We start from the raw sequence: 24,858 nt of genomic DNA on the forward strand, positions 1-24,858 counted from the left end.
ACACAAAACTACACACACCCAACCAACAACACAAATCCCCTGGTTATCTCATGTTTTTTAACGGTTCTTTTGAGCATGTTTTGGGTTGATTAAACCCATGAGATACCCAGCCTGAATGACGATGCCGACCAATGCGATGATTCCCGCTGTGGCCAGCGCAAAGATGACTGCGCCGTCGAGGAAGCTTTGAGTATCCGATGCCCCATTTGCGATGAAGAACATCATGTAGGCGGGAAGCATGCCTAATTCCGTGCGCCAGATCTTCATGGCCCCACCCAAAACAGCACACGCAAAACCGCCGGCACCGGTAACTATCACCGCTGGCCAGGTGCCCGTCACGGGACTGAACAACCCGGCCACAACGATATAGACCACCACCGCGGCGATGGCCGCCGCCCATGACAATGCGAACCACTGTCGTCGGGGCACGCCGTAGCTTGCGCCCGTTGCCGCACCGGTAATTCCGAGACCCTGCATACAATATGCCGAATACCAGATCATGATCGGCAGGCCACCAAGGAGTGGACGCAATGTGTCGTTACCAATGAAGCTGGTCAAAGGGATCATGAGTGAGTGCGCACTACCCGCACCTAGAGCCCACAGCAGCTGCGGTTTAAAGATCAATTCGAATTCGAAGCTGCCGCTTCCAAGGTGCGAACCCGCCTTCCGGTCATCAGCCACTCCATCGCCGGCTATGTATTGCCCGCCGAAGAGCAGCCCCGACACCAGCGCCACGAGTGCGCCCGCAATGCCAACCCAGTCCGGGCGCGCGAGTAATGCAATGCCCGCGCTGAACACCACGGCGGGAACAACCGCCATCGCAGTCAGTTTCATGGTGCGTGACTTCGGCATTCCGTACGCCGTGTAGGCGGTGTCCTCCGACGACAACGCCCCGATCATGACGACCGTCAGGATCATTGGGCCAAAGATGACAGCAACAGGCGAATCGCGGGTGACATGAAGCAGCCCGGATGCGAGCATCGCAAGTATCGGGACCATCCAGATCAGACGCGTCAGCGGTGCTGCGACAAGTTGGTGGCGGAAATATCCGAGCAGGCTCGTGTTCATCTAGGACACCTCCAAGTAGTGCTCGATGAGGTCGTCGAAAGTGGCAGCGCGGGCATGACGCGGGGCGTCGTAAATGGGCACAAGGTCCGGGCCCGCGACAGCGAAATCATCGGCATCCTCAGGGGCGCATTGCTTGAGCACGACCCCGTCGCGTCCCAGAATCACCGCATCATCCAGGACTTTCGCCGCGTCGTCGATATGGTGCGTGGCCATCACGATCGTCCGGCCGGAATCTGCCTGGGCGAGAAGATGACGGTAGAACACATCGGTGTTGTGGGTATCCAGGCCGACATAGGGTTCGTCGAGAAGCAAAAGCTCCGTGCCCGAGGCCAGCCCAATAATGATGGCGACCATGGCGCGCTGTCCGCGAGAAAGTTTGTCGTAACGGGTGCTCAGGGCATCGCCCATCTCGAAATCGGCGGTGAGCTCGTCGACAAGCGCTTGATTCCACGTGCGGTAACGCAACTGCGCACCTTTGATCACGTCAGTGCCGGACCACGAACCCGGGTAGGCGGTATCCACACCCGTCAAGCAGGTGTTATCCATGACGCGGGCATTGTCGAAGGGGCGCTCACCAAAAACCTTGACCATGCCTGAATCAGGTTTGAGCTGGCCTCCGATGATCTTCAGCAGCGTGGATTTACCCACACCATTTCGACCGAGCAAGCCGTGGATGCCGGGGCCGAAGTCCACGGTGACGCCCTGCAAGACGTCGTTCTTGCCAAAGCTGTGAGCCAAACGTGAGACATAAATGGTCATTGGTACATTCCTCTACTTTCTGCGACGCGGTCGATGAGGTCGTGGAGGTCGGTGCGGGCGTAGCCCAGGCGCAAGGCTTCGTCGATAAGCGGTGCAATGTAGTCGCCAGCGAAGTCCTCGCGGCGCTTGGCGACGATGCGCTCGGGTGCACCCTCTGTGACGAACATTCCGATACCGCGGCGTTTTTCTAGGACTCCTGCTTCGACGAGCAAGGTCAACCCTTTGCGCGCGGTGGCGGGGTTGATGCTGTGGAATGCGGCGAGCTCATTCGTTGATGGGGCGCGTTGGCCGGGCTTGAGTTCGCCGTCCATGATCTGGTCCTGGATTAGCCGTGCGATCTGAAGGAATAACGGTTCTGTGTCATTGCCCACCTTTCACCTCCGGTTAATTAGTTGATTAACCAACCGTACAACCAAGCGAAATTTTTCACAATGAAAACACGTTGAACAAAGCAGAAATCACTCACGTGCGCCTTCTTCGACCTGGTCAATGCGATTTCTCAGCGAGAGCCATACAAGTCAGGCAAACTGGGTGAGCGACAAAACTTTTAATTACATGAATAGATACGGAAGTCAGGAGCCATGCTTGAACGCACACTCGTCTTTGTGGACACGTCTTACCTGCTCGCGAGCTTTTACAACTCGTGGGAGACAGGTGCACGTTCACAGTTAGAAATTGATCTCCCGGAGGTTGTTGCCAATCTTTCCGGCATGATCACGCAGCAGCTTGATCAGCCGATTCACCGTCAGTACTGGTACGACGGCATCCCCGACTCAGGCCCGCACCGCTACCAACGCGCGCTGCGCACGTGTGATGGCGTGCAGCTGCGCACCGGCCAGCTCATCGAATGGGGTGAACGTCGCACACAAAAAGGTGTGGATACCCGTCTCGTGGCCGACGTCGTGGTCAACGCCATGCGTGGCCAATTCACTGACTTTGTACTGGTCAGTGGCGATGCTGACATGATCCCAGGCGTGGAGGAAGCCACGAACGCCGGCATCCGCGTGCACCTCTATGGCTTCGGTTGGGATTCTATGTCGTCGGCCCTGCGCCACGCATGTGACACCACGACGATCCTCGATCCGCGCGAGGATTTCGCCGACGCCATGCAACTGCAGGTTCTCGAAGGGCCCCTCCCGCCAAGCATCCGCGAACGCCCCCTCGCCGATGCCGAAATGGAGGACAACGAGGGCATGTGCGACATTCCGCGCCCCGACGGTGAGCAACCACTATCCGCGCAGCTTATCGACGCCGCCGGTGAAGCCCCCAGCTCCGAGCCAGAGGCTACGCAGGAGGCTATGCCGAAACCTGAAAGGGCCACCGTACCTTCCCCGGCACAGCTGGCGGACACGACCAGTGACGTTGGTGCAAGCCACACGCCAAAGCCATCCATGATGGCACCGCGCCGCAAGCTGCGTTCGCGTTATGTTCCACTGCCGGAGGAGGTGTGGACTTCCTCCGGGTTTCAAACTCCATTTGACGTGGGACAACAGTATGCAACGTGGTGGTTTGATAACGCCGCTTCTTCAGAGCAGCGCGACAAGGCCCACATGCTGTCCGGCGGTGGTTTGCCACCAGAGATTGATCGCCCGCTCCTCCAGTTCGCCTGTGAAACTCTGCATGAGTACACGTTGAGTGAGAACCAGCGCGTCAATCTGCGCGATGGTTTCCACTCGGGGATTCGCGCGGTACTGATCAATATTCGCAGGAACCAGACCTAGAACTAGTCGGATTCGGTGTCTGGGGTGAGTTCACCGTTAGTAGCAGCTTCTTTCTTCATAGCTGCGCGGATCTCCGCCAGCTTGGAGGTCGCAGCAATATCGGTGTTAGCCTGACCGGATTCAATCTCTGACATGACATTGTCCGGGTTGGATTCGGCGAGTTCCTGCTGGCCAAGTGCGGTGGTGTAGCGGCGCTCAATCTTGTCACGCACACCATCCAGGGTGGGCACGGAATCATCCGTGCGGAACTGGCCGATGGTGTCCATGGCCTGCGCCGACATCTCCTGCATGTTGGCCTGATCCACCTGGGCACGGAGGCGGTTGACCTCGGCGAGCTGCTCTTCCAAACGTGCTTCAGACCTGCGCTGTTCTTCCTCAGCCTGCTTTGCTGCCTGCTCTGCCGTCGCGTACTGCGCAGTCAGATCTGCGAGCTCCTGCTCAGTTGTTACCAGCTGTGTGGCGAGTACCTCGGCAGTGTTGTTGAACTCCTGCGCTTTCGCGGTATCCCCCTCTGCCGTGGCCTTGTCCGCCATCTGCAGTGCGGTCTTGGTCTTCTCCTGCTGTTGCGCCTGAGTTTCACGCAGCCGGTTGATCTTGATTTCCAGCTGCTTCTTCTGGCCAATGATCTCCGCAGCTTGGCGCGTAATCGCGTTATGCTGCTCCTTCGCCGCGTTGGCGGCCTGCTCGATCTGGACCTTCGGATCAGCATTCTCATCAATCGCAGAATCAAACGACTGCATGAGGTACTTCCAGCCCTTGCTGAACGGGTTAGCCATGGTTGCGCGTCCTTAACATGTTGGGAGCAAATACGGACCCGAGTTTACGTGGAAATCAGCTAATCCGTCGCTAAGCGAATAAGCCTTAAGCCTCATCCTGCTGCGCGTTTTGCGCGGCGATGTCACGATGGACCTGCTCCATGTCCACGTCGCGGGTGGCCTGGATAAACTCCTCAAGCGCGGCGGGAGGCAGCGCACCGGACTGCTGGCCGAGAAGGATGCCTTCGCGGAAAACAAAGAGAGTGGGGATCGACTGGATCTGAAGCGCGGCAGCGAGACCCTGATTGGCTTCAGTGTCGAGCTTGGCAAAGACGATGTCTTCGTGCTTGTCTGATGCCTTCTCAAATGTCGGGGCGAAAGCCTTGCACGGCCCGCACCAATCGGCCCATGCGTCCACGATGACAATGTCGTTGTCTTGAATAACCTGGGTGAATGTGTCTTCAGTGACGTTAATGGTGCTCATTATTAATCCTTTTCGTCTGCTCGGGTAACGTCTATCAGTGAGTTCAACCCCACTCAGTTTCGATTCATTCCCATTCGGGGCAGAAAAGGAGCAATTGTGACCAAGAACTACAGGTTCGAAGGACCGCAGGACACCACGTCTGTTGAAAAACTTCAGTCTGAAGTGAGCGAGGTGCTGGGCACGCAGGGTGTGGACATTGATGTGGAAGCCGGCCTCATGCAGGTCACGGGTGAAGGTTTCACGGATGAGCAGATCGAGTACGCGGTCGAATACGCGGGCTTTTCGCTTATCGACGTCTAAAGTGCGTCTACCATCAATCCCATGAGTCGTCTACCATCAATCCCATGAGTACTGAAAAAACTGTTTTTAATGTTGACGGCATGACGTGCGCCCACTGTGAGGCCAGCGTCAAGGAGGAGATCAGCGAGGTCCCTGGCGTGACCGGTGTTAACGCTGATCACACGACGGGTGACGTCGAAGTCATTGGCTCCGGTTTCACCCGTGAGCAGATTGCTGATGCAGTCGAGGAAGCTGGTTACACCCTGGCTTAACTAGCTTGACCGATCTGGCTGTGTAAGGAGTTAGACATGACAAGCACCCCCACACCATCGCACCTCGATTTGGGCGTGATGGGCATGACCTGTACCTCGTGTTCGTCGCGTGTGCAACGCAAACTGAACAAGGTCGCTGGGGTGGATGCCACGGTGAACTTTTCCACCGAGACTGCGGCGGTGGACTTTGATCCGTCGTTGACGGACCCGGATGCCCTCATGCAGGTCGTCCGTGATGCAGGTTATGAGGCTTTTGTTGTGGGGGGCGCGGCGAGTGCTGGGTTAGATGAGCCCGATGAGCCGACCCCCGATGTAGACGCGATGCGTGATGCGGAGACGGAGAAGCTCAAGCGCACGGTGATCTGGTCGGCGGTGCTGACCGTACCGGTGTCCGTGCTTTCCATGGTCCCGGCGGTTCAGTTCCCGGGCTGGGAGTGGATCGCGCTAGCGCTGACCACGGTGGTTTACTTCGTGGCCGGTGCCCCTTTCCACCGCGCGACGTGGACGAATCTGCGCCACGGCGCGGTGACCATGGACACACTGATTTCACTGGGCACCACGGCTGCCTACGTGTGGTCACTGTGGGCACTGTGGGTGCAGTTTGCGGGCACCAGTGCGCAGGAAGCGCCACCGCTTTATCTTGAAACCGTCGCGGTGGTAATCACGTTCCTGCTGCTCGGCCGCTGGTTTGAGATGAAGGCGAAGGGGCGTTCCTCCGAGGCTCTGCGCGAGTTGGCCACCATGGGCGCGAAGACTGCCACGGTTCTGCGCGACGGCCAAGAGGTGCGCATCCCAGCTGCTGATCTGCAGGTCGGTGATCAGTTTGTGGTTCGCCCGGGCGAGAAGATTGCCACGGATGGCGTAGTGCTATCAGGCTTATCGACGATTGACAACTCCATGCTCACCGGCGAATCCGTCCCTGTAGACATCGGCGAGGGTGACACCGTCACCGGCACGACAGTAAACCTGTCTGGCCGCCTGATCATTGAGGCCACCCGTGTGGGGTCGGAGACCACGTGGGCGCAGATGATCGAGCTCGTCCGCAACGCGCAGGCCGGACAGGCGCCAGTTGAGCGCCTGGTGGACCGTATTTCCCGAGTTTTTGTGCCTGCAGTGATTGTTGCATCACTGATCACTCTGGTGGTGCACCTGCTCCTGGGGCACGACACGCCGGCGGCGTTCTCCGCTGCTGTTGCTGTGCTCATCATCGCCTGCCCATGTGCGTTGGGGCTGGCCACACCCACCGCAATTCTGGTGGGCACCGGTCGCGGTGCGCAGTTAGGCCTGCTGATCAAGGGACCGGAGATCCTGGAGTCCACACGCAAAGTGGACACGATCGTTCTAGACAAAACAGGCACTGTGACCAGTGGCAACATGTCGGTGGATGCTGTGGCCCCGGCGGCAGATGCTGGTTTGAACGCGGACGAACTGCTCGCTCTCGCGGCGGCTGTGGAATCTGGTTCAGAGCACCCAATCGCCCAAGCAATTGTCACCGCGGCGCAGGAGCGTGGACTTGAGATCCCCGAAGCACAGAGCTTCACCTCCGAAGCGGGGCAAGGCGTGCGGGCGCTTGTCCGTGGCTCCCGCGTGACCGTCGGCCGGGGCCTTGGTGCGGAAGCCGAAGCCTATGAAGCGGAAGGTGCCACCGCCATCACCGTCACTGTGGATGGCACGGATGCTGGGGTCATTGCGGTGAGCGACACCATTAAGGACACGTCCGCGCAGGCAATCGCGGATCTGCGTTCCTTGGGCCTCACACCGTATTTGCTCACCGGTGATAACCCGGGTGCAGCACACGCTGTGGCACGGGCAGTGGGGATAGACCAGGACTGCGTTACGGCATCGGTTCTGCCAGCGGGGAAGGTTGAGGTCGTAGAAAAGCTTCAATCCCAAGGCAAAACCGTGGCGATGGTCGGCGACGGCGTCAACGATGCTGCCGCGCTTGCCACCGCTGACCTAGGCTTGGCCATGGGCTCCGGTACGGATGTAGCCATCCAGGCTGCGGACATCACCCTCATGGGCAATGATCTGGGCAGCGCTGCCGATGCGATCCGCCTTTCTCGACGCACGCTACGCACCATCAAGGGCAACCTGTTCTGGGCTTTCGCCTACAACGTCATCCTCATCCCTGTGGCCGCATTTGGTCTGCTCAACCCGATGTTGGCCGGCATCGCCATGGCGTTTTCTTCCGTGTTTGTTGTGACCAATTCCTTGAGGCTGCGTCGTGGTTGAGTAAGATTCTCCGCCATGACCACCCGTAATGAGCGGCTTGACCGCCTGCCTGTCACATCCAAACACCGCCGACTTCTGGTTGGCTCCGGCATCGGGTGGGCGCTTGACGCCATGGATGTTGGCCTGGTGTCCTTCATCATCGCGGCGCTAGCGGTGCACTGGAACCTTGATAAATCCACCACATCTTGGATTGCTTCTGTCGGATTCATTGGCATGGCCATCGGCGCCACGCTTGGTGGGCTTCTGGCCGATAAGTTTGGTCGCCGCCAGATTTTCGCAGTCACTTTGCTTCTCTACGGTCTGGCCACCGGCGCATCTGCCTTTGCCTGGTCCGTCGGTGCTCTTATGGTCTTCCGTTTCCTCGTCGGATTGGGTCTTGGTGCGGAACTTCCGGTGGCCTCCACCCTGGTCAGCGAGTTCGCGCCCCGACGCAGCAGGGGCCGAATGGTGGTCATCCTCGAGGGCTTCTGGGCAGTTGGCTGGATCCTCGCCGCGGTGATTGGCACTTTCGTGGTCTCTCAGGGCGAAAACGGCTGGCGCTGGGGTTTCGCTCTCGGTGCGGTGCCAGCGCTGTATGCCATCTACGTGCGCATGGGCTTACCGGAATCGGTCCGCTTCCTCGAGTCGAAGGGCAGGCACGAAGAGGCAGAGGCGATCGTCTCCTCCTTCGAATCTGCTGCTGATCCAGCGAAGATAGACCACTCTCCTGTTGCTGTGAACGAATCTGAGGTCAGCGGCGGAATTTGGGGCCCCGATTTACGCCGTCGCACTGCCGCTTTCTGGCTCGTGTGGTTTGGCGTGTCACTGTCCTACTACGGCGCCTTCATCTGGATCCCGTCCTTGCTGGTGGATCAAGGTTTTACCCTCGTGCGCTCCTTCAGCTTCACGCTGATTATTACGCTTGCTCAACTACCGGGCTATGCCGCAGCCGCGTGGCTCATTGAGATCTGGGGCCGGCGCATCACTCTGTCCACATTCCTGGCGGGTTCTGCGTTTTCCGCAGTACTTTTCGGTCTTGCTGCCGCGCCGTGGCAGATCATCGCTGCCGGCTGCCTGCTTTCTTTCTTCAACCTCGGTGCGTGGGGTGCGCTCTACGCCATTGGGCCGGAGCTCTATCCCACCTCCATCCGCGCTACCGGCACGGGTGCCGGGGCGTCCTTTGGCCGAATCGGCTCCATCATCGCGCCGCTTATTGTTCCCCCGGTGTTGGCATGGGGTGGATCAATGGCGGTCTTCGGAGTCTTCGCTGCTGCTTTTGCCGTCGCTGGCATTGCCGCGTTCACGCTGCCTGAGCAACGCGGCAAAGCGTTGGCGTAACGCGCGTCGGGTTTAGCCGCGGGCCATGTTGACAAAGCGCGAATAGTGCAGCTGGTGTGCCACCGCAATCGTGTCAATCGGGCCGCCACGGTGCTTAGCCACGATGATGTCAGCCTCACCGGCGCGCTCATTGTCCCTGTCCTGGGAATCTGGGCGGTACAGCAGCATAACGATATCCGCGTCCTGCTCCAGCGAACCGGACTCACGAAGGTCCGCCAGCTGTGGGCGCTTATCCGTGCGTGATTCCGGGCCACGGTTCAACTGTGAAATAGCAATCACGGGGACTTCAAGCTCTTTGGCCAGAAGCTTCAGCTGGCGAGAAAATTCCGAGACTTCCTGCTGGCGTGATTCCACCTTCTTACCGGAACTCATCAGCTGCATGTAGTCCAGCACCACCAAGTCCAGACCGTGTTGCTGCTTCAGACGGCGGGCCTTGGAGCGGATTTCCATCATGGTCAGGTTCGGGGAATCATCCACGAAGATCGGTGCGGCCTGGATCTGCTGCAATCGGTCGGTGAGTTTCTCCCAGTCCTTTTCCTCCATCTGGCCGGAGCGCATTGCAGACAGTTTGATCTCCGTCTCTGCAGAGAGCAAACGCATAACAATCTCCGAGGCGCTCATCTCAAGCGAGAAGATGACGGAAGTCAGTCCGTTATGGATCGAACACGAACGCACGAAGTCCATGGCCAGGGTGGACTTACCCACACCAGGGCGTGCCGCGATAATAATCATCTGGCCAGCATGTAGGCCGTTGGTCAAGCGGTCCAGGTCAATGAAGCCCGTAGGCACACCCGCCGCAAGCCCACCGTCCTTTTCGTAGGCGGCAAGCTCATCCACTGTGGGTTTAAGCAGTTCCGACAACGGACGGTAATCCTCACCCGTCTGTTTCTGCGCTACGGAGAAGATCTCCTGCTGAGCGCGGTCCACAAGGGCATCGACTTCCATGCCTTCGCCGCCCTCGTAGCCAAGTTGGGCAACGCGCGTTCCCGCGTCCACAAGCTGACGCAACGTGGATTTCTCCGCAACGATGTCCGCGTAATAGCGTGCATTCGCCGCGGTAGGCACCTCAGAGATCAGCGTGTGCAAGTACGGAGCACCCCCAACGCGCTCCAAGTTGCCCATGCGATCGAGCCGGCCAGCAACGATGAGCACATCAATGTCCGAGCCCTGCGAATAAAGCTCCAAAATAGCCTGATAGATCAACTGGTGCGCCGGGTAATAAAAATCCTCCGGCTGCAGCTCCTCAGTCACATCGACGACCGTGGATGCGCTGAGCAGCATAGCGCCGAGCACGCCCTGCTCCGCCTGCCGGTCGTGTGGGGGTTGCCGGTACTCCGTTAAATCCGTGCGGTCCTTGCTAAACCCACGGCTTCGATCTGGCCGATCCTTAAAGCGGGAAGAACCGCCCCGTGAGCCAGACTCCTCCGGCGGTGGTGGCGGTGGGACCGCGCCGTCTGCGAAGCTATCAAAGCTATCTCCGTCAAAGCCGTTCGCGTCGCCGCCCTCGCCGTTGCCAGCCGTGTTTCCGCCTACCGTCATGCCTAACCTCCATTAACCCCGATTGTCCGTAGATGTTACCCCGCGCGGGGGAACTCTCCCGCTTTCTCAGACTTATCCACAACCCGCTGTGGATAACTCTTCAAAATGAACGTCAGTTTCCACACGGACTCTCCACCACTTGTGGATAACCTGTGGATAACTCGACTAGATCTCCACACCTGTCCATAACGCACGAGGTCAAAGGCTTTTTATTCGCTTTAGAAAGGGGCGAAAACTCGTGAATAAAACCCTTACCAGCAGGTTCAATTGGTACCTGAGAATCACCTTATTTTTACCGTTTCGTTACCTAAGTAAATGCTCAAACGCAAGTTATCCACCTTTTATCCACAGGCCATGTGAATAACCTAATGGGAGTCTAAGAAAAGAAACGCGGGCCCCACTCCTCACAAGTGGGACCCGCGTTAAATGCTGTTGTCGTTGGACTGATGTAGGGGCTTTGCCCTATCAATCGCCGTGAAGCGGAATTAAGCGCTCACGACCTCGAAGTTCACCTTGCCCTCCACGTCATCGTGGAGCCTGACCTTGACCTGGTAGCCACCGGTACGGGTGACCAAACCCTTGGGCACGTCAACGCGGCGCTTATCCAGAGCCGGGCCGCCAGCTGCCTCAACGGCAGCGACAATGTCAGCCGGCTTCACAGAGCCGAACAGCTTGCCATTGTTGCCGGTGCGGACCTTAACGGTCACGCCCTGCAGCTGGTCGAGCTGATCACGCAGCTCCTTCGCATGTTCCAGGTCGCGCACAGAGCGCTGCTCCTGGGCACGCTTGATGTCCTCGATCTGCTTCTCAGCGCCACGGGTAGCCACGATGGCCAGACCGCGGGGGAGCAGAAGGTTTCGTCCGTAGCCGTCCTTGACCTCGACAATATCGCCGGGTTCACCAAGGTTCTCAACGGCAGCGGTGAGGATCAGTTTCATGAATCCTTACCCTTCCTCTTCGTGAAAGATGTTCGTTGTTATTGAAATGCTGCGTCTTTAGAACGGTGGCTCATCGTCCATGCCGCCGAATCCACCGGCGGGAGGAGCAGAGTTCCACGGATCATTCGCGGGCTGGTTTTGACCACCCTGGGACTGGTTGCCCTGGTTCTGTCCACCTTGGCTCTGACCGCCGAAACCACCAGTGTTCTGGTTGTTCTGGAATTGCTGGCCGCCCTGGTTGCCACCAAAGCCACCGCCGGAACCGCCCTCACGCGGGTTCCGGGAAACGGAAGCAGAAGCGTACTTCAGGGATGGGCCGACCTCGTCGACCTCGACCTCAAATACCGTGCGGTTTTCGCCTTCGCGGGTCTGGTAAGAACGCTGACGCAAACGGCCATTGACAATGACGCGCATGCCCTTGGTCAGGGATTCTGCGACATTCTCAGCAGCCCCACGCCACACATTGCATGTCAAGAACAAAGCATCCCCATCGTCCCACTGCCCAGTGTCACGGTTGTACGTGCGGGGAGTGGATGCGATACGGAAGTTAGCTACGGCCACGCCAGCCGGCGTGAAGCGCAGTTCCGGATCAGCAACGAGGTTGCCTACGACGGTGATGGGAGTTTCGCCCTGTGCCATGATGTTTCGTCCTTACCTATACCTTTATGCGAATGAGTCCATGTAGTTGTGCTGGTTTTCTTGCACACCCAAGCATATAACCTAGGGTGAACATTGCCCATGCGCTGGGATTTAGCCCTTGTGCACTGGTTTAAACCGGCACGAAAGAAGCCTCGTTCTAAAAGTTCGCGCTTACTTCTTGTCGGTGCGCAGAACCTTGGTTCGCAGAATGTTGTCGTTCAGGTTCAGACGGCGGTCGAGCTCCTGAACGGTCTCGGACTCGCAATCCAGGGTGACTACTGCGTAGACACCCTCTTCCTTCTTGTCGATCGGGTAGGCAAAGCGACGCTTGCCCCAGATATCAACATTTTCCACCTTGCCGTTATCCTTACGGACAGTTTCGAGGAACTTGTCCAGGGACGGGGCAACGGTGCGCTCATCCTGACTCGGGTCAAAGATGATCATTACTTCGTAGTGACGCACGGGACCTCATCACCTCCTATGGTCGTTTCATTGATGTCGGCCACCACCCTTGTGGCAGTGGCAGGAGGGTCGCTTACGTCAAGCAACCACACCAGCGTACCCCAGGGCTCAAGCAGGGAGAAATTGCTTATCGACGCCTACGGGGCCCCTAGTCATCCCTGTCCACATCCAGAACAAGCCCGTCCGGATCAATGTCAACATCAATATCGCCGAGTTCAATCTCCCAGTAGCCGTCATCGTCCCACTCGACTGCTACCGCGGAATCGTTGTTCTGAGCAGCGGTGAGAACGCGGTCGACATCGTCTTTGGTCACGCCTTCGTGGATAAGCTCGGCTTCGGCCTTCTCGGTGTATCCACTGACTGCGGAAGGCAGCTCACGCTGAGACGTATCCTGCTGAACAACAGTTGTTTCAGTCGCTGTTTTCGTCGTTGTCTCCGGCATCGTTTGTGGCTCCTGGGCGCCGCTGCACGCGGCGAGGAAGAGGAGGGTGGGGGCAACTGCAATCGTCGATAGTTTCTTCATGCCTTTCCACCGTACCGACAAACCCTAGGGGTTCGGCGCCGCGAAGAAAACAGCGAGGGAGACAGGCAGGATCGTCATAAAGATGAATGCCAGGATGCCGAGTGTGACGGCGAGGCCGACGGGCTTCTTCCTCACGACTGCCCAGAAGCAGGCACCGAAGAGGGCGAAGGCAATGAAGATGGAGCAGATTCCAAGGATTGTTGCGGTTCCCAATGTTGCTTAGCCTCCTCCCAATCCGCTGGTGTGGTGAGTAGGGGGTCGCAGCCGTAGTGCGCATCGCGGACTTTGTCGCGGCGACGGCCATACATTTGGCGGACAACGAGCACCATGATGGCCACGATCAGTGCATCACGGATGAGCACGATGATGTTGAGTGCGGCGCCAGGCAGACCGAGGTTATCGGTTCCCATCATGTGCCACATGAGAATAGGCCAGACGAGCATGTCGGCTGTCATCCACGTGAGCAGCAAGCGCCAGTGGGGCAGTGCTAGCACCGCAGGCACGACGAGCCACAGGGAGTACTGGGGGCTCCACACCTTGTTGAAGAGCAGGAAGAACCCAATAATGAGGACGAAGAGTTCCGCCACGCGCGGGGTTTGTGGTGCTTTCAGTCCAACGATGAGGACGAAGACGCAGCCGGCGAGGAAGAGTCCGAGCGTCACCGCATTCAAGATGACCGGAGTACCGCCACCCGAATCGAATCCGGTCCAGCCGAAAGCACGGGCGATTACGGCGTAGATCGTGGTCCATTCCCAGCCGCGTTCGGTATTGAGGCGCTGGAATTCATGCCATGCGTCGTAGTTATGCAGCATGATGGGCACGTTGACCACGAGCCAGGACACGACGGTCGCGGCGAGCATCTGCAAGAAAGGCACGAAGTTCTTCTTCCGCAGCGCAATGACAAGGTAGGCACCAAGCAGGAACAAGGGCCACATTTTGAAGGCGGTGCCAAAACCAATGAGCACACCGGCCAGCCAGAACTTCTTCTTACGTGCCGCCAACAAGGCACCGACCATGAAGGCGATGGAGGGAATATCCCAATTCGTAAACGCGTGCATGATCAGCAGGGGAGAGGCCACCACCAGGATCGTGTCCCAGATTCGGTTGCCAGAGAGCTCTGCAACCATGCGCGCGGTGCCCACCCAGACCAGCGCCATGACAAACGCAGTGATGTAAAAATACCAACCGGACTCCGGCAACGCCCAGTCCATGAGCGGGTAGGTCGTGCGCGCAATCCAACCCATGGCTCCTTGAAAAAGTCCGGCGAGCACCGGGTACTCCATGTACCGGGTGAGATCACCTTCAACCCACGAGTAGTCGTACACAAAGCCGGGTTGGTCGAGCCCGCGCCCACCGTAAAGCGGGACGATGTCGTTGTAGCAAAAGGAGGTGTACTGGCGGTTTCCGTCCCAGTTGAGGTGCAAGGAACCATCAATCAGCTTGCCACGCGCACAGTTGGATTTAGCGAGCACACCAAGCGCAAGAAACACCCACGCGACCGAGATGATGGCACGCAACGGCGTCCACCAGCGGCCACGACCGATCTGAGCGAACCGCCCCATCGGTCCGCCGAGTGCGGCCACCATTCCCTGCGCGACGGGCTCCGTCAGCGCAGGTTGTACACGGTCAGCAGGATGTGCCCATCCCGTTGTCACATCAAACCCCTAACCCACTAGCTCGTCTAACAAATCTCCGAGATCCAGGTCAGGTACCGGCACCTGGTCTGGCAGCGGTTCCGGTGCGGGCTCAGGAGCTGGTCCTGGACCATCCGCACCATCTGGTGAATCACCCTCCGGCGGACCAGACGGGTTGGTGTAGATCGGGGTAATCGGGTACGTACCACCGGTGTACGGGTTCACGCCCCAATTGATGGGGGTGGCGGTGGGGAATTGCTTGAAGTCCGTGTTGGCCAGGGAGCTATCCAGCACGCCTTTCCAAATGGAACCCGGCGTCATGGAGCCGTACATGTTGCCACCCCACGCGTTGTAAATCCGGGACGTGTTGTCTGCGGTGCCCACCCACACAGCCACAGCCAGCTCAGGAGTGCCACCAACCATCCAGGCATCCTTCGTGCCACCGGTGTTGCCAAACTGGGAAGTACCGGTCTTAGCGGCGCTGGGGCGACCACCAGCCAAAGCGGAGTGGGACCATCCGGCGATGGGCAGCATGGCCTGGATAACGTTGTCGGCCACCTGGCCGGAGATGCGGCGCTCCTTATAATCCGGATCAAACTCGTAGAGCACCTCACCGTCAGCGGAGGTAACGCGCTGCACAAAGTGGGTTGGGTGCCACACACCACGGTTGATCAAGGTGGCCATACCGGTAGCCATATCCATCACGCGGGACTGGTACTGGCCCAGGACGATGCCGTCGTACGGCTTGCTGCCGTCCGGCTCGCGGAGGGTCTGCGGAACGTCGGGCAGGGAACGCGCCACGCCCAGGGCGTGTGCGGTATCAGCGGTGTCATAGGTGGTGTTGTCCAGGTCCGACTGAATGCGGATGAAAGACGTGTTGTACGAGTTCTTCATCGCCTCGGCCATGGTGGTCATGCCACCGCCACTGTTACTGTCATTCGTAATTCGCGTGTCACCCACGGTGACGGGGGAGGAGTCATACATCGCTGACAGTGGGATGCCTTGCTGCAGTGCGGCAGCCAAACCGAAAATCTTGAACGTCGAACCGGTCTGCAAACCTGCGTTTGCGTAGTCCCAGCCTGAGGGATCGTCGCCACCGTAGTAGCCACGCACTCCGCCTGTCGACGGATCAATCGCCACCACACCAGTCCGCGCATCTTCCTGCAGTGGCGCCATTTGCTGCTCAGCCGTGTCCAAGATGCTCTGCTGCACCACCGGGTCAATGGTGGTAGTGATCTGCAGGCCACGGTTGGTCACATCATCCTCAGTGATGCCAATGTGAGACAGTTCCTCAATCACATGGTTCTTAATCAAACCGTTCGCGCCCGTTGCCTCCGTATATGCGGAGTAAGTGGCCGGATCACGCGTTTCCGGGAATTGCGCCCCGGCGCGCTCCTCTGGGCTCAGCCAGCCTTCTGCAACCATGCCGTCAAGCACGTAGTTCCAGCGGTTCTCCGACTCCTGCGGGTTGTTCCACGGATCCAACTGGCTTGGCAGCTGGATCAGTCCGGCCAACACCGCACCCTCTTCTACGGTCAGCTCCGAAGCGGGTTTGTTGAAGTAGGCCTGCGCTGCAGCCTGAATGCCGTAGGCGTTACGCCCGAAGTAAATGGTGTTCAGGTAGCCCTGCAGAATTTCTTCCTTGGACCAGTTGTGGGTCATCTTGATGGAGTAGACCAGCTCGTTGAATTTACGGGTGTAGGAGTGCTCATTGCCCACGATGGTGTTCTTCACATACTGCTGGGTGATCGTCGAGCCACCACCAGCGGAAGCATTACCAGTGATTTGGCCGAGAAGAGCACGGCCAAAACCGGTGAAGGAGAAACCCGAGTTATCCCAGAAGTCACGGTCCTCCGCCGCGAGCACAGCGTTCTGCACATGTTCCGGCACCTGATCAAGCTTGACCTGCTGGCGGTTACCTTCAGCCGGAACCAGGCGGGCCAGCTCTGTTGAGCTGTCAGAGGCGAAGATGGTGGAGATCTGTGCAGTTTGAATCTCGTCCGGCGCGGGCAAGTCAGCGCGTATGTAGTTCACACTAAAAATTCCCAACGGCACGGCAAGCACGAGAGCGAGCGCCAGAGCCAGCGCCGTCCACCACTGCTTGGCACGGTTGCCTTTAGAATCTGAGCTCTTCGTGGCAGCTGCCTTCGCGCCACCCGCAGTTGCTGCGCCGGTAGTTGCTGCACCGGACGTTGGCTTCTTCGTTGTCTTCTTCACGGTTTTCTTAACCGTTTTCTTCACAACCTTTTTTGCCGCTTTTTTCGGCGTGGCTGAAGAGTTGCCGTCAGCGCTGGCGCGCTTAGGCCCCTCATTGCGCATGCTCGCGCCCTTGTTTGGGTGGGCACCCCGCGGGCTGCGGGAGTTACGGGAATCGGGTTCGCGTGACAATGGAGTGCTCTTCCTGCCTATGAGAACTATTCAGGATGTGTAGGACACATGTAAGGTCAGATTACTTCAGGGTAGTTGTTTCAACCTGAATTCACAGCACGAGGGGAACTACTGGGGCAATTACGCCCTGTCCGTTTCTGCCCGAGCTTCGGTGAGCAAATGGTTCCAACCGCAGTGTCGGCACACCTCAACGCGGTGGACAGTAATAGGTCCTACCTGCGCCGTAATCTCTTCAATCTCTGCCTCGCTGCGCGCTGTGCCGGAGCGGCGACCAAGGTTGTCACCGTAGATCCAGAGCACATCCTGCATGACTGATTCACAGATAGGGCAGGGGCGGGTCGAGTCTGTTCCGTGGTGTTCACCGGCGGCTTTGAGCAAGAAGTCCGCGTCGCAAAGCTCAGCTTGAGGGATTCGGCCCGCATGGAATTCGCGCAAAGTCATACGACGTTCCCATTCGTGGGACACTTCAGCGCTGAGACGAAACACGGTGGGCGAGTGTACTCCAGAGCTGAAAACTTTCATACGATAATTTTCCGCGGAAAATAGCATTTGTATTAACGAATTGCTTACGATAGTGGGCATGATCAACAAAGTGGATGTTGCGCACGAGATCGCTGCAGAAGTGCGACCGTTTTTGACCAAGCTTTATGTTGCTTATTTCCGTATTGCACAGCAGTCTGATCTCACCGGCCCACAGTTGTCCATCATGGAGCGACTGATTGAGTCCGGCCCGATGCGTATTAGCCAACTTGCGCAGGAGGAAGGTATTCGTATGCCAACGGCCTCCAATACTTTGCACCAGCTGGAGCAGCGTGATCTGATCCACCGTGTCCGCGATAAGGAAGACCGCCGTGGTGTCCGGGTGGAAATCACCGAGGTCGGCCGTAAGGAGTATGACCGCGTCGCGGAGGAGCGCACCAAGTACGTCACGGATATGCTGGCCACCCTCGACACTAAGGACCTTCAGCTACTCAAGGACAGCATCCCTGCGTTTGAGAAGCTCTCGGAGCTCTACACCACCCACAACTTGGCTTAAGCGCTAACAACAAGCGCCGGGGCCGAAGTGAGACACCTACTGGCACGGGAGGTTCATGGGGCGGATAAGATTTAATTAGCTTCATCCTTATTTCTCCGTCGATCCTCTCCAGCACATGGCCAAACATTCGCATTTGCCAGCGCTTCTGTCGTCGAAAGGCAGCGAGCGCCCTTTACGCATCGCGGTGAGTTGGGATCAGTCCGGGGAAGAAGCGGTGCATCTTGCGGGGTGGCTCGCGCAATCTCTTCCCGCTGAGATCAGGGTGATTACTACCGCGCCGCGTCCGTGGCCACAGTTCCGTTCCACGTCGAGCAAGAAGTACAAGAAGTGGTTTGAAAACACCCTGGATGAGCGCACTCATGCTGTGCGGCGGGCAATGAAACACCATGTGCCCAGTCGCGCGTGGGACAAGGAATTCTTGGTTTTCCGCGATGGGAAGCCACGTAACAAGCTGCTCAAAGAGGAAATCCAACGTTTCGACGCGGATCTTGTGCTGTTTGGCTCCAAGCCGAAGGCCGCGGAGGGTCGCTTTGTTCCCGCTTCGGCGACGGATATTTTGTTGCGGTCGGCGCCCGCGTCAATAGGCATTATTCCGCGGGGCGCCAAGTTGGCCAAAAAAGGCATCACGCGCGTGAACTTCGCCTTCCTGGACACGAAGGAAGCTGCGCGCAGCTCCACGCGTGGCATTGGGCTGGCCGCGGCGCTCGCACTCACGCTTGATGTGGAATTGCGCATCATGGCCTTCTCTCCGGAGGAGACGTACAACTTCGACGATGATCTCACTCATCGCCCGCTTGTCGACGAATGGAATGAAGCCTCCCTCGCCCTCCTCGACCGCGCCTGGGATGTGGTGATGAACGTGGCCCAGGACTTGAATATCAAAGACCCGCACGCGGAGCTGAAGAACTTTGAGGTAGAAACTCGTGTGAGTGCCGGCGAGGGCTGGTGCACCGTGGTGGATTCGCAGCAGTGGAAGAAGGGCGACCTGCTCTTCGTTGATTCCTCACCGCAGTCAAAAACCCGTTCCGGCTACGTTCACGTCGGTCCGCACACGGCGGAGTTCCTGAGCTACGCCCCAGTTCCAGTAATTGTCTTGCGGGGATAGACTCGGGCTCATGGCTTCCCATGAGAATCGTCCCGGCTTCGCCCCTGGTCACCCAGAAAATGACCTGCATGATTCAGCGGATTACCACAATAAACTCCGCCCGGAGCCACACACCCTAGAGGAGTTCGCGGATCAGCCGGACCCGAAAGTGGTAAACGCCCGCAATGAAGCCTCCACAAAACAGGCCCTCTGGTTCGCCGGTGGCACTGTGGCCATCACTTTCCTCGTGGCCGGAGTCCTCGCCCTCATCGCCCGCATGACAGGCGGCCCCCTGTGCGAAACGGGGGAGGCAACCTGGCTATGCACCAACACGTGGCGCACCGTGTGGGCCGTGGTCAGTTCCATCCCACCGGTCGCCGGCATCCTTGGATGCGCCATCATCATGGTGCGCAAGCTCAACCGCTACGAGCGCTGGATGCCCTGGATGGGCGTATTCTGGCTACCCATCGTGCCCTTTGCCATGTGGTGGCTGACCATCACCATCGGGATCCTGGCCACCGACAGCGCCTAGCTGGCCGTAAACGGCCAGCTAGAACAATAAAGACAGCTAGAAAAGGCCTAGTAGACAAAAGGCCAGCTAGGAACAATCTGCGCAATACGGTTGCTTTTCGCGGCAGGCAGGGCAGCTCAGGTATTGGCGGCGGCACTCTGGTTCGTTAGCACAGTTGTAGTGCTGATTTGTGGGCGCACCGCAGTGCACGCAGTGGCCTAGCTGCACAAAATCTGGATCATTTTCGGGCCCAAATTCGGTGTGCATACGTTTGTCAAAGACGTAGAGGGAGCCTTCCCACAGGCCCTGGTTCCCAAATTTTTCGCCGTAGCGGACAATGCCACCGTCGATCTGGTAGACCTCCTCAAAGCCCCGGTTAATCATGAGGGAGGACAGGATCTCGCAGCGAATTCCGCCGGTGCAGTAGGACACCACCGGCTTGTCCTTCATCCAGTCATATTTGCCGGATTCCAGCTCAGCGATGAAGTCGTGAGTGGTATTCACATCGGGCACGACGGCGTTTTTGAATTTGCCGATCTCCGCCTCATACGCATTGCGGCCGTCGAAAAAGACAACGTCATCACGCTTTTGTACGAGCTCGTTGACCTCCTCCGGCTTCAAATGGCGGCCACCGCCGACGACCCCCGAAGCGTCGACACGCAATTCTTCTGGCACCCCGAAGGTGACAATCTCGTCGCGCACTTTCACGCTGAGTTTCGGAAAGTCCGCTTTACCGCCCTCGGACCACTTGAACTCGATGCCGCGGAAGTATTCCTTGGTTTTGCGCACATAAGTCTTGCAGGCGTCCATCTCCCCGCCGACGGTGCCGTTGATGCCATCGGGGGAGATGATAATGCGACCGAAAAGCCCCAGGCCTTCACAGAGATCCCGCTGCCACAAACGGACCGCCTCCGGGTCGGCGATGGGGCGGAACTGGTAGTAGAGCAGGATCTTTTCTTGCATGCGTCCAGTCTAAGAAGTTCCTGCTGTGGCCGGAAATTAACCCTAGCGGCGGTGGTACAGCGCCTTGCGCCAGTACTGGGGTTCCGTGGTAGCCAGCACACCGAGCGAACGGAAAACACCGGCATCGACGGAACCCAGGATGGTGGTGATGTGCGCGTCACAGCCCCGCAGGGATTGCAGCTGCTCCAGCGCCAAGCGGGCGTTATCGTCCTCCGCGGCGGAAGTGGACAGCGCGATGAGCACCTCATCGGTATGCAGGCGCGGGTTACGCGAACCCAGGTACTGGGTTTTCAGGCGTTGGATCGGCTCAATCGCATCAGGGGAGAGGAGGTGCACCTCGTCCGCGATACCAGCCAAGAGCTTCAGCGCGTTGAGCAGAACGGCAGCAGAAGGGCCAAGCAGGTCGGAGGTTTTACCGGTCACAATCGTGCCGTCTTGCAGTTCCAGTGCCGCACCCGGGTTACCGGTGGCTTCCGCGACGTCCAACGCCGGAGCTACCACCGGGCGATCCGTCACGGTCAAACCCGCTTTCCGCATCACATTCGCGGCACGCACCGGCACCTGCTCATCCACGTCGCCGCGGCGGAAATCCACCTGCGCCGTCAGGAAACGACGAATGATCTCCTGCTGGGCCGCATACCGGCACGCTTCATCATCAGAGATGCAGTAGCCCGCCATGTTCACGCCCATGTCCGTGGGGGATTGGTACGGCTCCGTGCCCGTGGCCTCCTTCAACAGTGCCTTCAGCAGCGGGAAGACCTCAATATCACGGTTGTATGAGGACACCTGCTCACCGTAAGCAGCCAGGTGATACTGGTCAATGACGTTGTTATCATCCAGGTCCACCGTCGCCGCCTCATAGGCCAGGTTCACCGGGTGTTCCAGCGGGAGGTTCCAAATCGGGAACGTCTCAAATTTGGCGTAGCCAGCAGCCGTGCCCCGTTGATTGTCCTGATACACCTGGCTCAAGCACGTGGCCAGCTTGCCGGAGCCCGGCCCCGGCGCGGTCATCACCACAACATCGCGGCTGGTCTGCACATACTCATTTCGGCCAAAGCCCTCCGGTGAGACGATGCGCGCAATGTCATTCGGGTAGCCGGGGATCACGCGGTGCAGGAGCACGCTCATGCCCAGGCGTTCAAGCTTGTCGCGCAGCATGTCGGCCTGCTCGGCGCCGGCTTCATACTGGGTAATCACCACATTTTCAACGAGGAAGCCGCGCTCCCGAAAGACATCAATAAGCCTCAAAACCTCGTCTTCGTAGGTAATGCCCAGATCAGCGCGCACTTTTTGGCGCACGAGGTCCGGCGCGGCCACGCAGACGACGATCTCAACTTCGTCCTTGATGCGCTCCAACATGGCGATCTTGTTGTCCGGGGTGAAGCCGGGGAGGACGCGGGAGGCATGGTGATCGTCGAAAAGCTTTCCGCCCATCTCCAGGTAGAGTTTGCCGCCGATTTCTTCTCTGCGCCTGGAAATGTGCTCCGACTGCAACTCAACGTATTTCTGGCGGTCGAACCCTACTGAGTACGCCATTGTCCCTCCTCGCGTCGTAGCTATCCGGCACTAAAGACTACACGCCCGGCACGCAAAAAAGCCCAGGCTTTCCCCATTGCCTACGAGAAAGTCTCGCGGGCAAGGAGGAGCCTGGGCTCTAGGCCTTGAACAGTGCTTTATCTTGCTTAAGGCCTCAGTGCTTGCTTAAACATCCCTAGGGGTGTTTAAGCAAGGCCGTGTGCAGCCTTGAACTCACGACGCTTCGCGTGCAGGATCGGCTCCGTGTAACCAGACGGGGACTCGGTGCCCTTGAAGATGAGGTCCTTCGCAGCCTGGAAACCAATGGACTTGTCATAGTCCGCGGCCATCGGCAGGTAGTTCGGGTCGCCCGCGTTCTGCTCATCAACCTTCACAGCCATGCGCTTCAGGGAATCCAACACCTGGTCCTCGGTAATGACACCGTGGACGAGCCAGTTAGCCAGCAGCTGGGAGGAAATACGCAGCGTTGCGCGGTCCTCCATCAGGTCCACATCGTGGATGTCCGGCACCTTGGAGCAGCCAACACCCTGTTCAACCCAGCGGACCACGTAACCCAGGATGGACTGGCAGTTGTTGTCCAGCTCCTCAGCCTTCTCCGCAGCGGACCACACATCGCCCTCGGTGCTAACCGGGACGGTGAGCAGACCCTTCAGCGAATCACGGCGGCCAGCGGCACGCAGCTCATCCTGAACAGCGTGGACATCCACCTGGTGGTAGTGGGTGGCGTGCAGGGTAGCACCGGTCGGGGACGGAACCCACGCGGTGTTTGCACCCTCACGTGGCTGGCCAATCTTCTTCTCCAGCAGGGCAGCCATGTGATCAGTCTCTGCCCACATGCCCTTACCAATCTGGGCGCGACCCGGCAGGGAGTGCGCGATACCAGCGTCAACGTTGTGGTTCTCATATGCGAGCTTCCACGGTGCGGTCTGCAGGTCTGCCTTGCGGACCATCGGACCGGCCTGCATGGCGGTGTGGATCTCATCGCCGGTGCGGTCCAGGAAGCCGGTATTGATGAACACCAGGCGGTCAGCAGCAGCCATGATGCAGGCGTCCAGATTGACGGAGGTGCGGCGCTCCTCATCCATGACACCCACCTTGACGGTGTACTTCGGCAGACCCAGGATCTCCTCGACGCGGTCGAAGATCTCGTTGGTGAAAGCAACCTCGTCCGGGCCGTGCTGCTTCGGCTTCACCACGTAGACAGAGCCAACGCGGGAGTTACCGCGCGCATTACCCTCACGCAGACCCGGGATAGCAGCAGCAACGGTGATGATGCCATCGAGCAGACCCTCCGGCACCTCCTCGCCGTCCACGAGAATCGCAGGCGTGGTCATCAGGTGGCCAACGTTGCGGCACAGCATCATGACACGGCCGTGCAGGGAGTCCTCAGAGCCATCCTTAGCGGTGAAAGTGACGTCATCTGCCAAAGTACGCTCAAAGGTCTTGTCACCCTTGGTCACGGTCTCAGAGATGTCGCCCCGGTTCAGACCGAACCAAGTCTCGTAAGCGCCGGCCTTATCAGTGCCGTCAACAGCAGCGACGGAATCCTCAAAGTCCATAATCGCGGTGACAGCGGACTCCAGAACAACATCAGCAACGCCAGCGCGGTCGGTCTTGCCCACCGGGTGCTCACGGTCAATCTTGATGATGATGTGCAGGCCATTGTGGCGCAGCACAATACCGGTCGGCGCATCCTTGGAACCCTGGTAGCCGAGGTAAACTGCCGGGTCCTTCAAGGAGAGCTCCTTGCCCTCAGACACGATCTTCAGGGAACCGTCTTCTGCAACCTCGTAAGAATCAACGTCAGCGTGGGATGCGCCCTCGAGTGGCACAGCCTCATCGAGGAAGTTACGTGCCCACGCAATCACACGGTCACCACGGACCGGGTTGTAGCCCTTGCCCGGCTCAGCGCCACCATCCGTCGGAATAGCGTCAGTGCCGTACAGCGCGTCATACAGGGAGCCGTAGCGGGCGTTGGCTGCGTTGATGGCAAAACGTGCATTCGTAATCGGCACAACCAGCTGTGGGCCAGCTACAGAGGCGAACTCCGGATCGACGTTTTCCGTGCGGATCGCACCGTCCAGCGGCTGATCTACCAGGTAGCCAATGGAGCGCAGGAACTCCTCGTGCGCCGCCGGATCGGGCTGGCCCGGGTTGTCGCGGTAGTACTGGTCCATCGTCGCCTGCAGCTCATCACGGCGGGCGAGCAGTTCCTTGTTCTTCGGGGTCAGGTCCGCGAAGTAGGAAGCAACATCGCTCCAGAACTTCTCAGCATCAAGATTGATCTCTGGGAGCAGCTTGTCCACCACGAAGTCGTACAGCGGGCGGGCAACAGCCAGCCCAGCCACCTCGACGCGCTCGGTGCGGTCTTCGAATTGCGGTGTCGTCATATGTGAGATCCTTTCAGCCAGACTTTGTGTTCGCCCACCCATTCTAGGCAGTGCCTGTGGCACGGGCATGTGCAGGCCAGCTTAGTGATGGCGGTCACCCGCGTTAAGCATTTGCTTATCGACGCACCCCCACATCACCCCCGAATTCGTGAATCGAACCACCCCTCCTTGCCCGCCTTTTCACCCAAAACAAAATCCACTCCGAATAGAAGAAGGCCCTGCTACGAGGGGAAATAAACAGGTGTGGCCTGCTGTTTCGTCGATAAGCGAGCTGCCCAGAAACAAACAAACAGCGATCCAACTCACCCCCTAAAAAAACGTAACATCT

The 24,858-nt window shown here is 58.6% G+C and carries 24 protein-coding genes; 8 read left to right on the plus strand and 16 right to left on the minus strand.

Annotated elements, in window-relative coordinates:
* Positions 1-57: 57 nt before the first annotated feature.
* From HMPREF2129_RS04620 to HMPREF2129_RS04630, 3 genes are read right to left on the minus strand one after another with little or no spacing between them, the layout of a single operon-like run.
* Positions 58-1,068, minus strand: a complete 1,011-nt coding sequence (locus HMPREF2129_RS04620; protein ID WP_034663810.1) for a hypothetical protein — start codon at positions 1,066-1,068, stop codon at positions 58-60.
* Complete coding sequence (locus HMPREF2129_RS04625; protein ID WP_052092772.1) at positions 1,069-1,827, minus strand: ATP-binding cassette domain-containing protein; 759 nt, start codon at positions 1,825-1,827, stop codon at positions 1,069-1,071.
* A complete protein-coding gene (locus HMPREF2129_RS04630) occupies positions 1,824-2,198 on the minus strand; it encodes a GntR family transcriptional regulator (RefSeq protein ID WP_034663811.1) in 375 nt (124 codons plus the stop codon). The genes HMPREF2129_RS04625 and HMPREF2129_RS04630 overlap by 4 nt, the downstream gene beginning before the upstream one ends.
* A gap of 210 nt (positions 2,199-2,408) precedes the next feature.
* Between HMPREF2129_RS04630 and HMPREF2129_RS04635 the strand changes: the two genes are divergently transcribed.
* Positions 2,409-3,548, plus strand: coding sequence for an NYN domain-containing protein (locus HMPREF2129_RS04635; RefSeq protein WP_034663813.1), 1,140 nt, complete (start codon positions 2,409-2,411; stop codon positions 3,546-3,548).
* Positions 3,549-3,550: 2 nt separating this feature from the next.
* On the opposite strand, the gene HMPREF2129_RS04640 is transcribed toward HMPREF2129_RS04635, so the two are convergent.
* Together HMPREF2129_RS04640 and trxA are read right to left on the minus strand one after the other, a co-directional pair.
* Positions 3,551-4,324, minus strand: a complete 774-nt coding sequence (locus tag HMPREF2129_RS04640; protein WP_052092775.1) for a PspA/IM30 family protein — start codon at positions 4,322-4,324, stop codon at positions 3,551-3,553.
* Between the two features lie 85 nt (positions 4,325-4,409).
* Complete coding sequence (trxA, locus tag HMPREF2129_RS04645) at positions 4,410-4,787, minus strand: thioredoxin (protein WP_034663814.1); 378 nt, start codon at positions 4,785-4,787, stop codon at positions 4,410-4,412.
* A gap of 96 nt (positions 4,788-4,883) precedes the next feature.
* On the opposite strand from trxA, the gene HMPREF2129_RS04650 reads away from it, so the two are divergent.
* The 4 genes from HMPREF2129_RS04650 to HMPREF2129_RS04665 are packed head-to-tail and all read left to right on the plus strand — an operon-like array spanning position 4,884 to position 8,887.
* Complete coding sequence (locus HMPREF2129_RS04650) at positions 4,884-5,087, plus strand: hypothetical protein (RefSeq protein ID WP_034663816.1); 204 nt, start codon at positions 4,884-4,886, stop codon at positions 5,085-5,087.
* A gap of 44 nt (positions 5,088-5,131) precedes the next feature.
* The gene (locus tag HMPREF2129_RS04655; RefSeq protein ID WP_034663817.1) at positions 5,132-5,338 is read left to right on the plus strand and encodes a heavy-metal-associated domain-containing protein; all 207 of its coding nucleotides are present in this window, start codon (positions 5,132-5,134) and stop codon (positions 5,336-5,338) included.
* A gap of 36 nt (positions 5,339-5,374) precedes the next feature.
* Positions 5,375-7,570, plus strand: coding sequence for a heavy metal translocating P-type ATPase (locus HMPREF2129_RS04660; RefSeq protein ID WP_034663819.1), 2,196 nt, complete (start codon positions 5,375-5,377; stop codon positions 7,568-7,570).
* Positions 7,571-7,585: 15 nt separating this feature from the next.
* Positions 7,586-8,887 carry an MFS transporter gene (locus HMPREF2129_RS04665; protein ID WP_034663821.1) on the plus strand — a complete coding sequence of 434 codons (1,302 nt, stop codon included), beginning with the start codon at positions 7,586-7,588 and terminating at the stop codon, positions 8,885-8,887.
* Positions 8,888-8,899: 12 nt separating this feature from the next.
* On the opposite strand, the gene dnaB is transcribed toward HMPREF2129_RS04665, so the two are convergent.
* From dnaB to HMPREF2129_RS04710, 8 genes are all read right to left on the minus strand, one after another.
* On the minus strand, positions 8,900-10,426 hold the full coding sequence (gene dnaB / locus HMPREF2129_RS04670) for a replicative DNA helicase (RefSeq protein ID WP_052092778.1): 1,527 nt from the start codon (positions 10,424-10,426) through the stop codon (positions 8,900-8,902).
* A gap of 485 nt (positions 10,427-10,911) precedes the next feature.
* Positions 10,912-11,364: a 50S ribosomal protein L9 gene (gene rplI / locus HMPREF2129_RS04675; protein ID WP_034663823.1), complete on the minus strand. Its 453-nt coding sequence runs from the start codon at positions 11,362-11,364 to the stop codon at positions 10,912-10,914.
* A gap of 57 nt (positions 11,365-11,421) precedes the next feature.
* Entirely contained in the window at positions 11,422-12,003 is a 582-nt protein-coding gene (locus tag HMPREF2129_RS04680) for a single-stranded DNA-binding protein (protein ID WP_034663824.1), read from the minus strand.
* A gap of 171 nt (positions 12,004-12,174) precedes the next feature.
* Positions 12,175-12,465 carry a 30S ribosomal protein S6 gene (gene rpsF, locus HMPREF2129_RS04685; protein ID WP_084576554.1) on the minus strand — a complete coding sequence of 97 codons (291 nt, stop codon included), beginning with the start codon at positions 12,463-12,465 and terminating at the stop codon, positions 12,175-12,177.
* Positions 12,466-12,613: 148 nt separating this feature from the next.
* The gene (locus tag HMPREF2129_RS04690) at positions 12,614-12,988 is read right to left on the minus strand and encodes a hypothetical protein (protein ID WP_034663828.1); all 375 of its coding nucleotides are present in this window, start codon (positions 12,986-12,988) and stop codon (positions 12,614-12,616) included.
* Positions 12,989-13,119: 131 nt separating this feature from the next.
* Positions 13,120-14,574 carry a glycosyltransferase family 87 protein gene (locus HMPREF2129_RS04700; RefSeq protein ID WP_084576556.1) on the minus strand — a complete coding sequence of 485 codons (1,455 nt, stop codon included), beginning with the start codon at positions 14,572-14,574 and terminating at the stop codon, positions 13,120-13,122.
* Positions 14,575-14,652: 78 nt separating this feature from the next.
* Complete coding sequence (locus HMPREF2129_RS04705) at positions 14,653-16,941, minus strand: transglycosylase domain-containing protein (RefSeq protein ID WP_084576558.1); 2,289 nt, start codon at positions 16,939-16,941, stop codon at positions 14,653-14,655.
* Positions 16,942-17,130: 189 nt separating this feature from the next.
* A complete protein-coding gene (locus tag HMPREF2129_RS04710; protein WP_034663905.1) occupies positions 17,131-17,496 on the minus strand; it encodes a DUF5318 family protein in 366 nt (121 codons plus the stop codon).
* 94 nt (positions 17,497-17,590) lie between these two features.
* Between HMPREF2129_RS04710 and HMPREF2129_RS04715 the strand changes: the two genes are divergently transcribed.
* The 3 genes from HMPREF2129_RS04715 to HMPREF2129_RS04725 all read left to right on the plus strand — a co-directional run bounded on the left by HMPREF2129_RS04715 (position 17,591) and on the right by HMPREF2129_RS04725 (position 19,662).
* Positions 17,591-18,046 carry a MarR family winged helix-turn-helix transcriptional regulator gene (locus HMPREF2129_RS04715; protein WP_034663833.1) on the plus strand — a complete coding sequence of 152 codons (456 nt, stop codon included), beginning with the start codon at positions 17,591-17,593 and terminating at the stop codon, positions 18,044-18,046.
* A gap of 115 nt (positions 18,047-18,161) precedes the next feature.
* On the plus strand, positions 18,162-19,151 hold the full coding sequence (locus HMPREF2129_RS04720) for a universal stress protein (protein ID WP_034663835.1): 990 nt from the start codon (positions 18,162-18,164) through the stop codon (positions 19,149-19,151).
* Between the two features lie 10 nt (positions 19,152-19,161).
* A complete protein-coding gene (locus HMPREF2129_RS04725; RefSeq protein ID WP_034663837.1) occupies positions 19,162-19,662 on the plus strand; it encodes a hypothetical protein in 501 nt (166 codons plus the stop codon).
* 66 nt (positions 19,663-19,728) lie between these two features.
* Here HMPREF2129_RS04725 and trhO read toward each other — a convergent pair whose 3' ends face one another.
* The 3 genes from trhO to HMPREF2129_RS04740 all read right to left on the minus strand — a co-directional run bounded on the left by trhO (position 19,729) and on the right by HMPREF2129_RS04740 (position 24,530).
* The gene (trhO, locus tag HMPREF2129_RS04730) at positions 19,729-20,604 is read right to left on the minus strand and encodes an oxygen-dependent tRNA uridine(34) hydroxylase TrhO (protein ID WP_034663838.1); all 876 of its coding nucleotides are present in this window, start codon (positions 20,602-20,604) and stop codon (positions 19,729-19,731) included.
* A gap of 42 nt (positions 20,605-20,646) precedes the next feature.
* Positions 20,647-22,140 carry a DUF1846 domain-containing protein gene (locus HMPREF2129_RS04735; protein ID WP_034663841.1) on the minus strand — a complete coding sequence of 498 codons (1,494 nt, stop codon included), beginning with the start codon at positions 22,138-22,140 and terminating at the stop codon, positions 20,647-20,649.
* Between the two features lie 185 nt (positions 22,141-22,325).
* Complete coding sequence (locus tag HMPREF2129_RS04740; protein ID WP_034663842.1) at positions 22,326-24,530, minus strand: malate synthase G; 2,205 nt, start codon at positions 24,528-24,530, stop codon at positions 22,326-22,328.
* Positions 24,531-24,858: the final 328 nt, after the last annotated feature.

The sequence above is a fragment of the Corynebacterium tuscaniense DNF00037 genome (assembly GCF_000759055.1).
Classification (GTDB): domain Bacteria; phylum Actinomycetota; class Actinomycetes; order Mycobacteriales; family Mycobacteriaceae; genus Corynebacterium; species Corynebacterium tuscaniense.

Bases quoted from the DNA above. Each gene is read 5' to 3' on its own strand.
- HMPREF2129_RS04620 (WP_034663810.1), bottom strand. From the start codon at position 1,068: ATGAACACGAGCCTGCTCGGATATTTCCGCCACCAACTTGTCGCAGCA.
- HMPREF2129_RS04625 (WP_052092772.1), bottom strand. From the start codon at position 1,827: ATGACCATTTATGTCTCACGTTTGGCTCACAGCTTTGGCAAGAACGAC.
- HMPREF2129_RS04635 (WP_034663813.1), top strand. From the start codon at position 2,409: ATGCTTGAACGCACACTCGTCTTTGTGGACACGTCTTACCTGCTCGCG.
- HMPREF2129_RS04640 (WP_052092775.1), bottom strand. From the start codon at position 4,324: ATGGCTAACCCGTTCAGCAAGGGCTGGAAGTACCTCATGCAGTCGTTT.
- trxA (WP_034663814.1), bottom strand. From the start codon at position 4,787: ATGAGCACCATTAACGTCACTGAAGACACATTCACCCAGGTTATTCAA.
- HMPREF2129_RS04655 (WP_034663817.1), top strand. From the start codon at position 5,132: ATGAGTACTGAAAAAACTGTTTTTAATGTTGACGGCATGACGTGCGCC.
- HMPREF2129_RS04660 (WP_034663819.1), top strand. From the start codon at position 5,375: ATGACAAGCACCCCCACACCATCGCACCTCGATTTGGGCGTGATGGGC.
- HMPREF2129_RS04665 (WP_034663821.1), top strand. From the start codon at position 7,586: ATGACCACCCGTAATGAGCGGCTTGACCGCCTGCCTGTCACATCCAAA.
- dnaB (WP_052092778.1), bottom strand. From the start codon at position 10,426: ATGACGGTAGGCGGAAACACGGCTGGCAACGGCGAGGGCGGCGACGCG.
- rplI (WP_034663823.1), bottom strand. From the start codon at position 11,364: ATGAAACTGATCCTCACCGCTGCCGTTGAGAACCTTGGTGAACCCGGC.
- HMPREF2129_RS04680 (WP_034663824.1), bottom strand. From the start codon at position 12,003: ATGGCACAGGGCGAAACTCCCATCACCGTCGTAGGCAACCTCGTTGCT.
- HMPREF2129_RS04690 (WP_034663828.1), bottom strand. From the start codon at position 12,988: ATGAAGAAACTATCGACGATTGCAGTTGCCCCCACCCTCCTCTTCCTC.
- HMPREF2129_RS04700 (WP_084576556.1), bottom strand. From the start codon at position 14,574: ATGGTGGCCGCACTCGGCGGACCGATGGGGCGGTTCGCTCAGATCGGT.
- HMPREF2129_RS04705 (WP_084576558.1), bottom strand. From the start codon at position 16,941: ATGCGCAATGAGGGGCCTAAGCGCGCCAGCGCTGACGGCAACTCTTCA.
- HMPREF2129_RS04715 (WP_034663833.1), top strand. From the start codon at position 17,591: ATGATCAACAAAGTGGATGTTGCGCACGAGATCGCTGCAGAAGTGCGA.
- HMPREF2129_RS04720 (WP_034663835.1), top strand. From the start codon at position 18,162: ATGGCCAAACATTCGCATTTGCCAGCGCTTCTGTCGTCGAAAGGCAGC.
- HMPREF2129_RS04725 (WP_034663837.1), top strand. From the start codon at position 19,162: ATGGCTTCCCATGAGAATCGTCCCGGCTTCGCCCCTGGTCACCCAGAA.
- trhO (WP_034663838.1), bottom strand. From the start codon at position 20,604: ATGCAAGAAAAGATCCTGCTCTACTACCAGTTCCGCCCCATCGCCGAC.
- HMPREF2129_RS04735 (WP_034663841.1), bottom strand. From the start codon at position 22,140: ATGGCGTACTCAGTAGGGTTCGACCGCCAGAAATACGTTGAGTTGCAG.
- HMPREF2129_RS04740 (WP_034663842.1), bottom strand. From the start codon at position 24,530: ATGACGACACCGCAATTCGAAGACCGCACCGAGCGCGTCGAGGTGGCT.